The sequence below is a fragment of the Stenotrophomonas sp. Steno-Z4 genome (assembly GCF_056393145.1).
This window is the reverse complement of sequence record NZ_JBWJPC010000001.1, coordinates 594585-609744: the sequence shown is the minus strand read 5'-3', so window position 1 is coordinate 609744 and position 15160 is coordinate 594585. Positions and strand designations below refer to the sequence as shown.

General features: G+C 68.1%; 11 protein-coding genes. 9 read left to right on the top strand and 2 right to left on the bottom strand.

Translation table 11 applies throughout. The features are described from left to right. The first annotated feature begins 71 nt into the window (after positions 1-71). Positions 72-1490, top strand: a complete 1419-nt coding sequence (locus tag AC06E7_RS02710) for a M1 family metallopeptidase (protein ID WP_478062868.1) — start codon at positions 72-74, stop codon at positions 1488-1490. On the opposite strand, the gene AC06E7_RS02705 is transcribed toward AC06E7_RS02710, so the two are convergent. Together AC06E7_RS02705 and cysK are read right to left on the bottom strand one after the other, a co-directional pair. After that, on the bottom strand, positions 1384-1980 hold the full coding sequence (locus tag AC06E7_RS02705) for an O-acetyl-ADP-ribose deacetylase (protein WP_068853846.1): 597 nt from the start codon (positions 1978-1980) through the stop codon (positions 1384-1386). The two genes, AC06E7_RS02710 and AC06E7_RS02705, sit on opposite strands and share 107 nt — an antisense overlap. 230 nt (positions 1981-2210) lie before the next feature. Further along, complete coding sequence (gene cysK / locus AC06E7_RS02700) at positions 2211-3170, bottom strand: cysteine synthase A (protein ID WP_478062866.1); 960 nt, start codon at positions 3168-3170, stop codon at positions 2211-2213. Positions 3171-3339: 169 nt separating this feature from the next. Between cysK and AC06E7_RS02695 the strand changes: the two genes are divergently transcribed. From AC06E7_RS02695 to AC06E7_RS02660, 8 genes are all read left to right on the top strand, one after another. Continuing rightward, complete coding sequence (locus AC06E7_RS02695; RefSeq protein WP_068853844.1) at positions 3340-4323, top strand: LysR family transcriptional regulator; 984 nt, start codon at positions 3340-3342, stop codon at positions 4321-4323. 238 nt (positions 4324-4561) lie between these two features. Further along, positions 4562-5194, top strand: coding sequence for a DUF2946 family protein (locus tag AC06E7_RS02690; RefSeq protein WP_478062864.1), 633 nt, complete (start codon positions 4562-4564; stop codon positions 5192-5194). A gap of 74 nt (positions 5195-5268) precedes the next feature. Next, on the top strand, positions 5269-7329 hold the full coding sequence (locus AC06E7_RS02685) for a TonB-dependent copper receptor (RefSeq protein WP_478062862.1): 2061 nt from the start codon (positions 5269-5271) through the stop codon (positions 7327-7329). 411 nt (positions 7330-7740) lie between these two features. Beyond that, positions 7741-8919, top strand: coding sequence for an efflux RND transporter periplasmic adaptor subunit (locus AC06E7_RS02680; RefSeq protein WP_083214201.1), 1179 nt, complete (start codon positions 7741-7743; stop codon positions 8917-8919). Continuing rightward, a complete protein-coding gene (locus AC06E7_RS02675) occupies positions 8916-12041 on the top strand; it encodes an efflux RND transporter permease subunit (protein ID WP_478062860.1) in 3126 nt (1041 codons plus the stop codon). Before AC06E7_RS02680 ends, AC06E7_RS02675 begins: the two co-directional genes overlap by 4 nt. Continuing rightward, positions 12034-12567: a GNAT family N-acetyltransferase gene (locus AC06E7_RS02670; protein ID WP_478062859.1), complete on the top strand. Its 534-nt coding sequence runs from the start codon at positions 12034-12036 to the stop codon at positions 12565-12567. Before AC06E7_RS02675 ends, AC06E7_RS02670 begins: the two co-directional genes overlap by 8 nt. 96 nt (positions 12568-12663) lie before the next feature. Continuing rightward, positions 12664-14181, top strand: a complete 1518-nt coding sequence (locus AC06E7_RS02665; RefSeq protein WP_210130952.1) for an amino acid carrier protein — start codon at positions 12664-12666, stop codon at positions 14179-14181. After that, complete coding sequence (locus AC06E7_RS02660; RefSeq protein WP_478062857.1) at positions 14174-15007, top strand: TrmH family RNA methyltransferase; 834 nt, start codon at positions 14174-14176, stop codon at positions 15005-15007. Before AC06E7_RS02665 ends, AC06E7_RS02660 begins: the two co-directional genes overlap by 8 nt. Positions 15008-15160 lie beyond the last annotated feature (153 nt).

The following is a 15160-nucleotide window of genomic DNA, read 5'->3' as shown; positions in this document are numbered from 1 at the left end:
AAATGAAAAAGACGCCGGCGCCATGCCGGCGTTTTTTTATCGGCACCCCAACGGCTCTACAAGGCGGCTTCATGCGAGCAGGATGGACCTGGCTGTTCCTGTTGTTCCCCGCCACCGCAGCCAATGCCGCGGCGCGGGACTTTGATGTACTGCATTACGACCTCGCCCTTGTGCCGGACATCGCGCGCAGGCAGGTGACCGGCCAGCAGACCGTGCAGCTGCGCTCGGAACGTCCCGGGCTGTCCGAAATCCAGCTCGACAGCGGCGAGCTCAAGATCAACTCGGTCGGCATGAGCGGGCGGCCGCTGCGCTTCGAACAGCAGCAGGCAACCGTCACCATCTTTTTTGACGCACCGCTCAAACGCGACGAACAGGCGGTGCTGCAGATCACCTACAGCGGCACGCCGGCGTACGGCCTCGAATTCGCCCCCGGGCGCAGCGAGGTCTACACCATCTTCTCCACCAGCCAGTGGATGCCCTCGGTGGATGCACCCGATGAGCGCGCCACGCTGTCCCTGTCGGTGACGTTGCCCAACGATCTGCTTGCCACCGGCAGCGGTCGCACGCTGCCCGCACGTGCGCTCGCCGACGGCCGCATCGAACACCGCTGGCGGCTGGATACGCCGATGCCCGGCTACGTGTATGGGTTTGCCGCAGGCCGTTACCAGCAGGTCCGCGCACGGCACGGCGACACCGCGCTGCGCTTCCTGTCCGCCGAACGCTCGCCCGGGCAGCTGCAGGCGATATTCGCGCACACCGGTGACATGCTCGATTTCTTTGCCGCGCGTGCAGGCCTGCCTTATCGCGGCGACTACGAACAGGCGCTGGTGGCCGACACCATCGGCCAGGAAATGGCCGGGCTGTCGCTGATGTCGGAGGCGTACGGGCAGGAAGTGCTGGACGACCCGGACCACGTCGCCCTGATCGCCCACGAAGCCGCCCACCAGTGGTGGGGCAACCGGGTGACGTGCATCGGCTGGGAGCACTTCTGGCTCAACGAAGGTTTCGCCAATTTCATGACCGCTGCCTACCTGCAGCAGGCGCAGGGCGAAGCGGCGTACCAGGCGCAGGTGCAGCGCTGGCGCACGCGGGTGGAGGCGCTGCGTGCCAAGGGCGCCGACCACGCGCTGGTGTATGGGAGCTGGAAGGCGCCTACCGGTGATGACCGCGCCGTGGTGTACCAGAAGGGGGCTTACGTACTGCACCTGCTGCGCCAGGCGTTGGGTGAAGACGCGTTCTGGCGTGGCATCCGCGAGTACACCCGCGCACATGATGGAAAGAGCGTGGAGACCGCGGATTTCCAGCAGGCGATGGAACACGCAGCAGGGCGTTCACTGCAGCCGTTCTTCAACGAATGGGTATATGCGCCAACGCCCCTCCGGCCTACGGTGCCGCAGCTGGAAGCTCCATTCCAGCAGCCAGCGGCGGCAACGGCCCCGCCACCTCCACCGGTTGCCCCAGCGCCGCCAGCGCCTGCTGGTACACCTTGAAGGTCGCGGCGTTATACGCCACCAGGATGATCCGCTGCGGTTCGCGGTGCGAACGCTGCCACGTCAATGTCTCGGTGGCCGCGATATGCGCGGCCTGGTGCAGCGGGTAGCCGAACACGCCGCAGCTGATCGCCGGGAACGCGATCGACGTCAGGCCCAGTTTCTCGGCCAGCTGCAGCGATTTCCAGTAGCAGTTGGCCAGCAGCGCCGGCTCATCGCGCAGGCCGTCCTGCCACACCGGGCCCACCGTGTGCAGCACGTGCTTTGCCGGCAGGTTGTAGCCGGCCGTGGCGCGCACTTCACCGGTCGGGCAGCGCATGCCCGGGCGGATCTCCGGCAACGCCGCACACTCGGCCAGCAGCTGCGGGCCGGCCGCGCGATGGATCGCCCCATCCACGCCACCCCCGCCAAGCAGGGACTCGTTGGCCGCATTGACGATCGCATCCACCGCCAGGGTCGTGATGTCGCCCTGCCACACTTCGATCTTCATGCGTGCCGCTCCTTCTATACAGGGTCCATACAACGGGATGACTGCCGCCTCACACGCTAGCGGCCAGGGCATCTAGGCTGCGTCATCGTCGTCTCAGGCAGTGCGACCCGGCGGGCACCGCCCAACACCGCTACCTTGCGGCGGGCTGGCTTCACGGCAGATGAAGGTCGCGTTGGAAACGAAAACGCCCACCGCAGCGGTGGGCGTCACGTTCAGCCAAGGCAGCCGGTTCAGGGGGGGCCGGCCAGCCACTCGTCGTCGGAGCCTTCGTTGATGTCGGCAAACAGCGGCGTGGAGAAGTAGCGCTCGCCGGTATCGGGCAGCATCGCCAGCAGCACGCTGCCGGGCGCCGCCTTGGCCGCCACATCCAGCGCGCTGGCCACCGTGGCACCGGCCGAGATGCCGACGAAGATGCCTTCCTCCGCCGCCAGCCGGCGCGACGTTTCAATGGCGCGGGCGTCGTCGATGCTCAGCAGTTCGTCGTAGACCTCGCGGTTGAGCACGTCCGGCACGAAATCCGGGGTCCAGCCCTGGATCTTGTGCGGCTTCCACTCCGCCCCGCCCAGGAGCGCCGCGCCTTCCGGTTCAGTGGCGATGATGCGCGTTTCCGGGCGGGCCACCTTGAGCACCTCGCCCACCCCGGTGAGGGTGCCGCCGGTGCCCCAGCCGGTCACGAAGTAATCCAGCCGCGTGCCGGCGAAGTCGCGCAGGATCTCGGCCGCCGTGGTGTTGCGGTGGTAGGCCGGGTTGGCCGGGTTGGTGAACTGGCTGGCCAGGAACCAGCCGTGTTCCTCGGCCAGCTCGCGGGCGCGCTTGACCATGCCCGAGCCGCGCTCGGCGGCCGGGGTCAGGATCACCTTGGCGCCGTAGGCGCGCATCAGCTTGCGGCGCTCGATCGAGAAGGTCTCCACCATCGTGGCCACGAACTTGTAGCCGCGCGCGGCGGCCACCATGGCCAGCGCCACGCCGGTGTTGCCGGAGGTGGCCTCCACGATGGTGTCGCCGGGCTTGAGCACCCCGCGGGCTTCGGCGTCCAGGATGATCGCAAGCGCCAGGCGGTCTTTCACCGAGCCGCCGGGATTGAACGACTCCACCTTCGCGTACAGGGTGACGTGGTCGGGGGCAATGCGGTTCAGGCGCACCACCGGGGTATTGCCGATGGTGTCCAGGATCGAGTTGTACAGGGCCATGGGAATGCTCCACGGAAGAGGGATGACGGGTTCCGCCAGACCGTAGCGCCGGCATATGAGCGCGCGAAATGACCTGATTACCTTCATAAACAACATTTGGTTATAAGCTGGTGACGGCAACTGCCTTACAGTCGGCTTGACCCCCTTCCTTCCTGCTGCGCGCACGCCCATGACGCTGACCCAACTCCGTTACCTGGTCGCCATCGCCGACGCCGAGCTCAACATCACGCTGGCGGCCTCCCGGGTGCATGCCACCCAGCCCGGGCTGTCCAAGCAGCTCAAGCAGCTCGAAGATGAGCTGGGCTTCCTGCTGTTCGTGCGCAAGGGCCGCAGCCTGGAAGCGGTGACCCCTGCCGGCGTGGAAGTGATCGGCCGCGCCCGCGCGGTGCTGTCCGAAGCCAACAACATCCGCACCTACGCCGCCAACCAGCGCCGCGAGAGCCAGGGCCAACTGATCCTGACCACCACCCACACCCAGGCCCGCTTCGTGCTGCCGCCGGCGGTGGCGCGCATCAAGCAGGCCTACCCGCAGGTCAGCGTGCACCTGCAGCAGGCCGCCGAAAGCGACGCGCTGGATCTGCTCAGCCAGGGCGATGCGGATATCGCCATCATCAGCACCGCCGGTGCCGAACCCACCGCCGGCATCGCCATTCCGCTGTACCGCTGGCGCCGGCTGGTGCTGGTACCGCGCGGCCATCCGCTCGACCGCCCCGGTGCCGCCCCGGACCTGCAGGCGCTGTCGACCCAGCCGCTGATCAGCTACGAATCTTCCACCCGCGGCAGCTCCTCGCTGCAGCGCGCTTTCGCTGCCTCCGGGCTGACCCCGGACATCGCGCTGACCGCGCTGGATGCGGACCTGATCAAGACCTACGTGCGCACCGGCCTGGGCGTGGGCCTGCTGGCCGAAATGGCAGTCAATGCCGGCGATGAAGACCTGCGCTCGTGGCCGGCGCCGGCGCCGATCGACGAATGCATCGCCTGGGCGGTGCTGCCGCGCGACCGCGTGTTGCGCGACTACGCGCTGGAACTGGTTCACGTGCTGGCCCCGCAGATCGACACCCGCGACCTGCGCCGGGTCATCGACGGCAACCAGGAGGCCGACTGGCCGTTGCCGCCGACGTGGGAATCGCTGACCCAGACCATCACGGTGTGACGCCGCCCGACCAACGGTCGGGCGCTACCGGTCCGGCGTCCGGTAGGTGACGACCGTTGGTCGTCACGCCGTCCCTCGGTCCGGGGTCCGGTAGGTGACGACCGTTGGTCGTCACGCCGTCCCTCGGTCCGGGGTCCGGTAGGTGACGACCGTTGGTCGTCACGCCGTCCCTCGGTCCGGGGTCCGGTAGGTGACGACCGTTGGTCGCCACGCCGTCCCTCGGTCCGGAGTCCGGTAGGTGACGACCGTTGGTCGTCACACCATCCCTGCGACGCTTCGTCGCAGATGCCCATTCAGCGGCGTGCGCACGGAAACCCGCCGTTACAATCGCACCGTGAACCGCCGTCGCCGCCCGTTTGCCGTCCTGCTGCAGCTCGCCTTCGTGGCGACGCTGCTGATGGCGTTGGCGCCGCTGGTCAGCCGTTGGCAGCAGGCCCAGGGCCCGTCGGTGATGCTGATGCCCGGCGGCATGGCGCACGTGATGCCGCGAGGCGCAGCCGAGATTGACCCCACGCCGGATTCCGGCATGTCGCATCACGACATGCAGGCGATGGGGGCGAGCGACAGCGCGACGCATGACATGGCGATGCACGACATGCCTATGCACGACATGTCCATGCACGACATGTCAGGGCATGCCGCCGCAGTGGCCGATACTGAACCCGCTGCCCCCATCGACCCGCATGCCGGCCATGGCGAGGCCTGCGAATACTGCATGATGGCCTCGCGCCTGATGCCGTGGCTGGCAGTGCTGATCGTCCTGCTGCCGGCGCTGCCAGTCATCGCGCCACCGGTGCTGCGCACCGTCGCCGCGCCGCGCAGCCTGCGCTGGCCTGCCCACGCCGCGCGTGGCCCCCCGCTTCACGCCTGAAACCGCCCTTTCATTTTCCTGCTGCGCGACGCCGTGATGGCGCCGCGCGCCTGTGCGTTTTCCGGAGTTCCAGCATGAAGCTTTCCTCCCGCAGCGCGGGCGCAATGACGCGCCTGTCTGTTTCCCTGTCGCTTGCCCTGGCTGCGCTGCCGCTGCAGGCCGCCGAGCGCGACGACGCGCGCACTCTCGACACCCTGGTGGTCACCGCCAGTGCGCCCTCGTCGCCGCTGCACTGGGTCACCGACCCGCGTCTGCCGCGCCAGCCGGTGCCGGCCAGCGACGGTGCCGATTACCTCAAGACCGTGCCCGGCTTCGCCGCCATCCGCAACGGCGGCACCAATGGCGACCCGGTGCTGCGCGGCATGTTCGGTTCGCGCCTGAACATCGTCAGCAACGAAGGCAACCTGATCGGTGCCTGCCCTTCGCGCATGGACAACCCGCTGTCCTACATCGCCCCGGAAACCTTCGACCGGCTGACCATCATCAAAGGCCCGCAGAGCGTGCGCTGGGGTGCCGGCGCTTCAGCGGGCACGGTGCGGTTCGAACGCGATACCCCGCGTTTCGACGCCCCGGGCATCGACCTGGACGCCAGCGCGCTGGTCGGCTCGCGCAACCGCAACGACCAGGTGCTGGACCTGACCGCCGGTGCCTCGCAGGGCTACGTACGCGTCAACGGCAACCGTTCCGAAGCCGATGACTACAAGGACGGCAATGGCGAGGTGGTGCCGTCCAAGTGGCGCAAGTGGAACAGCGATGTCGCCGTGGGCTGGACCCCGGATGCCGACACGGTGCTGGAGCTCTCCGCCGGCACCGGCGATGCCATCGCGCGCTATGCCGGGCGCGGCATGGATGGCGCCGCGTTCAAGCGCACCAGCTACGCCGCCCGCTTCGAGCGCGACAACCTGCCCGGCGCGTGGGACAAACTGCAGGCCAACGTCTACTACAACGACGCCGACCACGTCATGGACAACTACACCCTGCGCGAGCCGAACCCGGCCAGCAGCATGCCGATGCCCATGGCCTCGAATGTCGATCGCCGCACCACCGGCGGGCGCATGGCCTCCGAATGGCGCTGGCAGGACATCGCCATCGTGGCCGGCGTGGACGCGCTCGACAGCCGCCACCGCAGCCGCAACGGCATGGGCCGCAACACCTACCGGCTCACGCCATGGTCGACCGACGCACGCCAGAAGAACCAGGGCGTGTTCACCGAGATCACCCTGGGCGAAGGCACCGCGCAACGTTGGGTCAGCGGGCTGCGCATCGATCGCGCGGAAGTCACCGACGAGCGCGCCACCACCGGCATGATGGCGATGCCGAACCCAACCGCTGGCCAGCGCCGCCGCGAAGACCTGGGCAGTGGTTTCCTGCGTTTCGAACGGGACATCGGCAGCGCGCTGACCACCTACGCCGGTATCGGCCACAGCGAGCGCATGCCCGATTACTGGGAGCTGTTCTCGCCTGACATCGGACCGGCCGGCAGCATCAACGCTTTCAGCGCGGTGCAGCCGGAAAAAACCACCCAGCTCGACATCGGCCTGCAGTACCGGGATGAGCGGGTCAACGCATGGGTCTCGGCGTATGCCGGGCGCCTCCAGGACTACATCCTCTTCACCTACCGCGACGGCGGCATGATGGGCAGCACCACCCAGGCCACGAACATCAATGCGCGTATTGCCGGTGCCGAAGCGGGCGCCGAGGTCGCGCTCGGGCAGGGCTGGAAACTCGGCGGCACGCTGGCCTACGCATGGGGCGAAAACCGCACCGATGGCGGCGCACTGCCGCAGATGCCGCCGCTGGAAGCACGCCTGAGCGCAGGCTGGGAAGGCGCGCGCTGGAGTGCAGGAGCACTGGCTCGCGCAGTGACCCGCCAGAACCGCGTCGCGCCGGGGCAGGGCAACGTGGTCGCGCGTGACCTTGGCCCAAGCGCAGGCTTCGCCACGCTCGCGCTCAACGCCGGCTACCGGATCAGCGACGCCCTGCAGCTCAGCGCAGGCGTGGACAACCTGTTCGACCGCGCCTACAGCGAGCACCTCAACCTCGCCGGCAGCGCCGATTTCGGCTTCCCCGCCGATCCGGTGCGCATCAACGAACCCGGCCGCACGGTCTGGATGAAGGTGAACTACCGGTACTGAGGCAACGATCAAGCGCGCTGGTCGGCGCTTCCGCACGATGGTGTGCACTTCAACGGCCGCATGCATGAAACCGTCGGGAGGTGGGCGGGTACCCCCATCCGGGACTGTCAAAAACATGGATGTTTTTGCCAAGCCCCTATGGATGGGTTCACGGCGTGTCCCGGATGGCGGTACCCGCCCGCCTCGGCGCGGATGAATTGAAACGCCGGCTCTTCGCGATCAACCAAGCGGCGGGCGCGACGCAATCCGACATGCGTTGACACATGCCGTTACATGCCCCGAAGGCCCCAGCACGAAAGGGGTTGCGCGTGTCACCGGGTGATGTGAAGGTGCCGGTAAACGCTTGGCACATATGCCTGACGCGGGCGGTGGCTACACTTGCCGGTCGTGGAACATCAAGGGCTGTACTTCATGTCGGGACGCATCACCGCACGCATCATTGCCGGCCTCGGCCTGGCCATCCTGGCCGGGTGTGGCAGCAAGGACCAAGCCGCCCGCCGGCAGGCCGAAGTCGTGCCGGTGACCACCCAGGTCGTGCAGACCTCCGCCTGGAGCGACACCCTGCAGGCACTGGGCACCGCCAAGGCCCGCGAGTCGGTGACCATCACCGCCAAGGTCAGCGAAATCATCGACACCGTGCACTTCGACAGCGGCCAGCAGGTCTCCGCCGGCACCCCCCTGGTGACCCTGCGCGGCCAGGCCCAGGAAGCCGCCCTGCTGCAGGCCCAGGCCACCTTTGCCGAAGCCGACCAGCTGTACAAGCGCCAGCGTGAACTGGCGGCCCAGCAGCTTGTCGCCAGTGCCACCCTCGACACCCAGCGCGCCATCCGCGACGCCGCCGAAGCCCGCGTGCGCGAAATGCAGTCCGACATCGGCGACCGCCGCGTGCGTGCCCCGTTTGCCGGCGTGCTCGGCATCCGCCAGGTCAGCGAAGGGTCGCTGGTCACCCCCACCACCGTCATCGCCACCCTCGACGACATCGAACGCATGCACGTCGATTTCCAGGTGCCCGAAGCCGAACTGGCCTCGCTGGCCAAGGGCGACAAGGTCAGCGCCACCAGCGTGGCCTACCCCGGCCGCACCTTCGAAGGCGACGTGGCCACCATCGATACCCGCGTCGATCCCGGCACCCGCGCCGTCACCGTGCGCGCCGACTTCATCAACGCCGACCACGCCCTGCGCCCGGGCATGCTGCTCGACGTGCGCATGTTCCGTCCCGAACGCCAGGCGTTGGTCATTCCCGAAATCGCCGTGGTCCAGGTCGGCCGCGATTCGTTCGTGTTCCGCGTCAAACCCGACCACGTGGTCGAGCGCGTCGACGTGGTCAGCGGCGCGCGCCGCTCCGGCGTCGTTGAAATCCGTGAAGGGCTCAAGGCAGGCGACCGCATCGTCGTCGACGGCACCGGCAAGCTGCGTCCCGGCCTGAAGGTCAACGACACCGCCGCGCCGGCCGCAGCGCCGGCCCCTGCGCCCGCCACCCCGGCCGCCAGCCCGGCCGCAGAGAAGGCCACCGATCCGGCCCCGGCCGGCACCACCCGCGCCCCGACCGGCGCGACCGCCGCTGCAGCGCCCGTGGGCAGCGCCGGATGAAACTCTCCAACATCTCCATCCAGCGGCCGGTGTTTGCCGTGGTGATGAGCCTGCTGCTGGTCGTGCTGGGCATCATGTCGTTCACCCGCCTGACCCTGCGCGAGCTGCCCGCGATCGACCCGCCGATCGTATCGGTCTCGGTCGATTACACCGGCGCCTCGGCGGCCGTCATCGAAAGCCGCATCACCCAGGTGCTGGAAGACGCCCTGGCCGGCATCGAAGGCATCGACACCATCAACGCGCGCAGCTCCAACGGCCGCGCCCAGGTCAGCATCGAGTTCACCTCCAACCGCGATATCGAAGCGGCCGCCAACGACGTGCGCGACGCCGTCAGCCGCGTCGCCGACCGCATGCCCGAAGAGGCGCGCCCGCCGGAAATCGCCAAGGTCGAGAGCGACGCCGACCCGATCATCTGGTTCAACATGACCTCTTCCAGCATGAACACGCTGGAGCTGAGCGACTACGCCGACCGCTACGTGGTCGACCGCTTCTCCAGCCTCGATGGCGTGGCCCAGGTCCGCATCGGCGGCCGCCAGCGCTATGCCATGCGCATCTGGCTCGACCGCGACCAGCTCGCCGCGCGCGGCCTGACCGTGGGCGACGTGGAAACCGCGCTGCGCAACGAAAACGTCGAACTGCCGGCCGGCCGCATCGAATCGGCCGACCGCGACTTCACCCTGCGCGTGGAGCGCAACTACGTAAAGCCCGAAGACTTCGCCACCATCCCGCTCGGCAAGGGCGCTGATGGCTACGTGGTGCGCATGGGCGACGTGGCCAAGATCGAACTGGCCTCGTCCGAACGCCGTGCGTATTACCGCAGCAACGGCGAACCCGGCATCGGCCTGGGCATCGTCAAGACCTCCACCGCCAACTCGCTGGACGTGGCCCGCACCGCGCGCGCCGAAGCCGAGCGCGTCGGCCAGACCCTGCCCGAAGGCACCCACATCTTCGTGGCCTTCGACAACACCACCTTCATCGAAGCCGCCGTCGACCGCGTCTACGCCACGCTGGTCGAAGCCATGCTGCTGGTGCTGGTGGTGATCTGGCTGTTCCTCGGCAGTTTCCGCGCCGCGTTGATTCCTGCGGTGACCGTGCCGGTCTGCCTGGTGGCCGCCTTCATCGCCCTGTATGCGTTCGGCTTCTCGATCAACCTGCTCACCCTGCTCGCACTGGTGCTGTGTATCGGCCTGGTGGTGGACGATGCCATCGTCGTGGTCGAAAACGTGCAGCGCCGCATCGACCTGGGCGAGCCACCGCTGGTGGCATCCAAGCGTGGTACCGCGCAGGTGGCGTTCGCGGTGATCGCCACTACCGCCGTGCTGGTCGCGGTGTTCCTGCCGGTGGGCTTCCTCGAAGGCAACACGGGCCGCCTGTTCCGCGAACTGGCGGTGGCCCTGGCCGCGGCCGTAGCGCTGTCGGCGTTCGTGTCGCTGACCCTTACCCCGATGATGGCCTCCAAGCTGCTCAAGCCGCACACCGGCCAGCCGCCCAAGGGCCTGCACGGTTTCATCAACCGCAACCTCGACCGCGTCTCGGCATCCTACGGGCGCGTGCTGGACGCCCACGTCGGCAAGATCTGGATCTACGGCGTGGTGATGCTGCTGTCGCTCGCCGCCAGCGCGCTGCTGTTGAAGGTGCTGCCGTCCGAACTCGCCCCGGCCGAAGACCGCGGTTCGTTCCAGATCATGATCGACGGCCCCGAGGGCGCCGGCTACGACTACACCGTGGGCCAGGTGCAGGAAGTGGAGAAGGTCGTGGCCGGGTACGTCGGCGCAGACAAGCCGATCGTGCGCGCCAACCCGCGCGTGCCCGGCGGCTTCGGGGCCAGCGAGGAAATGCACACCGGCCGCATCAGCGTGTTCCTGCAGCCGTGGCGCGAACGTTCCACCGCCACCCCCGACGTGGCCGCCGAACTGCAGAAGGACCTCGACGGCATCCGCGGCGTGCGCGTGCGCACCCAGGTCGGCGGCGGCCTGGTCCGCAGCCAGGGCCAGCCGTTCCAGATCGTGCTTGGGGGTCCCGAATACGCTGAAATCGCGCAGTGGCGCGACCGCATGCTCGAGCGCATGGCCGACAACCCCGGCCTGGTCGGCCCGGATTCGGACTACAAGGAAACCCGCCCGCAGATGCGCGTGAACATCGACCGCCAGCGCGCGGCCGACCTGGGCGTCTCGGTCACCGCGATTGGTTCGGCGCTGGAAACCATGATGGGCTCGCGCCGCGTCACCACCTTCGTCGACAACGGCGAAGAGTACGACGTGCTGGTCCAGGCCGGCCGCGAAGGCCGCGCCTCGCCCGACGACCTGGCCGCCATCCGCGTGCGCGCCACCAATGGCGAACTGGTGCCGCTGTCCAACCTGGTCACGCTCAGCGAAGTGGCCGAAGCGGGCAACCTCAACCGCTTCAACCGCCTGCGCGCGATCACCATCACCGCCGGCCTGGCCCCGGGCTACCCGCTCGGCGAGGCCATCGCCTGGGCCCAGCAGACCGCACGCGAAGAACTGCCGCAGCACGCGCAGATCGACTGGAAGGGCGAATCGCGCGAATACCAGAACGCCGGCAGCGCGGTGCTGCTCACCTTCGCCATGGCGCTGCTGGTGGTGTACCTGGTGCTGGCCGCGCAGTTCGAAAGCTTCATCCACCCGCTGGTGATCATGCTCACCGTGCCGCTGGGCGTGCTCGGCGCGCTGCTGGGCCTGTACGTGAGCGGGGGCACCATCAACCTGTTCAGCCAGATCGGCATCGTCATGCTGGTGGGCCTGGCGGCGAAGAACGGGATCCTGATCGTCGAATTCGCCAACCAGCTGCGCGACGAAGGGCGCGACGTGCACCGGGCCATCGTCGAATCGGCCATGGTGCGCCTGCGTCCGATCCTGATGACCTCCATTGCCACCGTGGTCGGTGCGATCCCGCTGGTGGTCGCCGGCGGCCCGGGTTCGGCAAGCCGCGGAACGATCGGCATCGTAGTGATCTTCGGTGTCACCGTCTCTACCTTCCTGTCGTTGTTCGTGGTCCCGGCGTTCTATTCGCTGCTGGCCCCGTACACGCGCTCGCCGGAAGCCGTGGCCCGCGAGCTGGAAAAGCAGGAAGCCGACACCCCGTCGGTCGGTGGCCATGCCTGACCGGCCGCTGCGGCTGGAAGGCCCCGGATTCGTGCTGCGCCCCTGGCGCAGCGACGATCTGGAGGCGCTGCTGCGGCATGCCAACGACGAGGCGGTCTCGCGCGGGCTGCGCGACCGCTTCCCGTTCCCGTACACCCGGGAAGACGGCGAGGCCTTCCTCGGCGGCCGGATCCTGGCCCCGGAGACGCTCAACCTGGCCATCGAGATCGACGGCGCCGCCTGCGGCAGCATCGGCGCCCAACCGGGCGTGGCCGAACGTGGGCACACCGCTGAGCTGGGCTACTGGCTGGGTCGCGCATACTGGGGGCAGGGCTGGATGACCCGCGTGGTAGGCCTGTTCGCCCCCTGGGTGATGGACGAGCTGCGCCTGTTCAGGCTGCAGGCCGAAGTGCTGGATTTCAACGAAGGATCGGCCCGCGTGCTGCTCGGCAACGGGTTCCAGGAAGAAGGAACGGCCCGCTGCGCCGTGTTCATGCGCGGCCAGCTGCACGACCTGCGGCGGTTTGCCAGGGTCCGCACCCCGTAAATCGGCCCTATCGGGCTGGCGCTCGATGATGGAGAATCGACCGGTCCCTTCCAGCCGACGGGACGTCCTTCATTTTCCGCCGACTGGAGAGAGCGCGTGGAAGCAGTAGTTGAATTCATCAATGGCATCATCTGGAGCAAGGCACTGATCTTCCTGTGCCTGGCGGCCGGCCTGTTCTTCAGCGTGCGCACCCGCTTCATGCAGCTGCGTGGCTTCTTCGAAATGTGCCGGCTCACCGTGCAGGGCGAAAAGTCCGACGCCGGCGTGTCCTCGTTCCAGGCCCTGGCCATGTCCATGGCCGGCCGCATGGGCATCGGCAACATCGCCGGCGTGGCCACCGCCATCGCCTTCGGCGGCCCCGGTGCGATCTTCTGGATGTGGGTGATGGGCTTCCTTGGGGCGTCCACCTCGTATGTCGAGTGCACCCTGGCGCAGATCTACAAGACCAAGGATGCCGACGGCCGCTACCGGGGTGGCCCGGCGTACTACATCGAAAAGGCCATGGGCCTGAAGTGGTACGCAATGGCCTTCGCCATGGCCACGATCGTGGCTGCCGGTTTCCTGATGCCGGGCGTCCAGGCCAATGCGATCGCCGACAGCATCATCAACTCCTGCCGTGGCGGCGCCCTGTGCGGACCGCTGGACGGCCAGTTCATGGGCATGGAATCGGTGCAGGCGCTCAAGCTGGGCATCGGCATCGTCGTGGCCCTGCTGCTGGGCGTGGTGATCTTCGGCGGCGTCAAGCGCATCGCCAACTTCGCCGAAGTGGTGGTGCCGTTCATGGCCGCCGGCTTCATCCTGATGGCCATCGTCATCATGATCCTCAACTATGAGCGCGTGCCGGACATGTTCCGTACCGTGTTCAGCAGCGCCTTCGGCGCCCACGCCGCGTTCGGCGCGATGATGGGCCTGGCGGTGGAGTGGGGCGTCAAGCGCGGCATCTACGCCAACGAAGCGGGCCAAGGTACCGGCCCGCACGCGGCTGCGGCCTCGGAGGTCTCGCACCCGGCCAAGCAGGGCTACGTGCAGGCCTTCGCCATCTACTTCGACACCATGATGGTGTGCACCGCCACCGCCTTCCTGATCCTGGCGGCCGGCACCTACAACGTGTACTCGCCCACGCCGGGCGCCGAGCCGGTGTTCGCCGGCCTGGCCGGTGTGGCCGAAGGCGCGGGCTACGCACAGGCTGCGGTGGAAACCGTGCTGCCGGGCTGGGGCTCGGGCTTCGTGGCCATCGCGATCTTCTTCTTCGCCTTCACCACGATCATGGCCTATTACTACATGGCCGAAACCAACCTCAGCTACCTCAACCACAACCGCAAGCGCCCGCTCACCGTGCTGGCGCTGCGCCTGGGCATCATCGGCATGGTGGTGTTCGGCGCCTTCCACAACGCCAAGATGGCGTGGGCGCTGGGCGACATCGGCGTGGGCCTGATGGCGTGGTTGAACATCGTCGCGATCCTGATCGTGCAGAAGCCGGCCCTGATCGCCCTGCGCGATTACGAGCGCCAGAAGAAGCTCGGCCTGGATCCGACCTTCGACCCCGATGCCCTGGGCATCAAGAACGCCGATTTCTGGCGTCACCGCAAGCTGGAGCAGTCCCGTAGTGAATGATCCCTGGAAAAATGCCCGCCGCCCCTCCTCGCGACCGCCGCGGGCCACCCCGCTGCCGCCGCGCGAAGGCGGCACCCCGCCACCACCGGGGCGCGGCAACGACGAGCTGCGCCTGTACGGCTGGAATGCCGTGCAGGCGCTGTTCGAGCGCCGCCCGCAGGCGCTGCGCAAGCTGTACCTGGCCGAGGCGCTGATCCCGCGGTTGCAGCCGCTGTTGAAGTGGTGCGTGGCCAACCGCGTCGGCTATCGCGTGGTGGAAGAGGGTGACCTCAACAAGCTCGCCGCCACCACCCACCACGAAGGCGTGGTGGCCGACGTGCTGCGCGCCCCGATGCTGGAACTGGGCGAGTGGCTGGCCGGCCTGCCGGCCGACAAGCCGGCGCTGGCGCTGTGGCTGGATGGCGTGGGCAACCCGCACAACTTCGGCGCCATCCTGCGTTCGGCGGCGCACTTCGGCGTGGCCGGGCTGCTGCTGCCGCCCGATTCCACGCTGGCGTTGTCCGGTGCGGCGGCGCGTGTTGCTGAAGGCGGCGCCGAAGCGGTGCCGCTGGTGCGCCTGCCGGCCCTGCCGCAGGCAATGGAAGCACTGCGTGCCGCCGGCTTCGGTCTGGCCGCCACGCTGGTGGAAGGCGGCGCGGACCTGTTCAAGGCCACCTTGCCGGCGCGGCTGGTGTATGTGATGGGCGCCGAAGGCGAGGGCATGGACCGTGCGTTGGCGCAGACCTGCGACCTGCAGGTATCCATTCCCGGCAGTGGTGCAGTGGAAAGCCTCAACGTGGCATCGGCCACCGCCGTGTTGCTGTCGCACTGGTATGCACAGCGGTAACTTCGGGTAACGCTTGCGCGCTGCCCTGCGTGATGTGATCGACTTCTCCAAAGGAGTCGTGCCTACGGTGGATTCGGATTTTTCGCATGGTGCGCCGCGTTCTTGCTGCGTCACAGTGCAACGCGGCGCCGTACTGTGTAGGTGAGGAGAGAC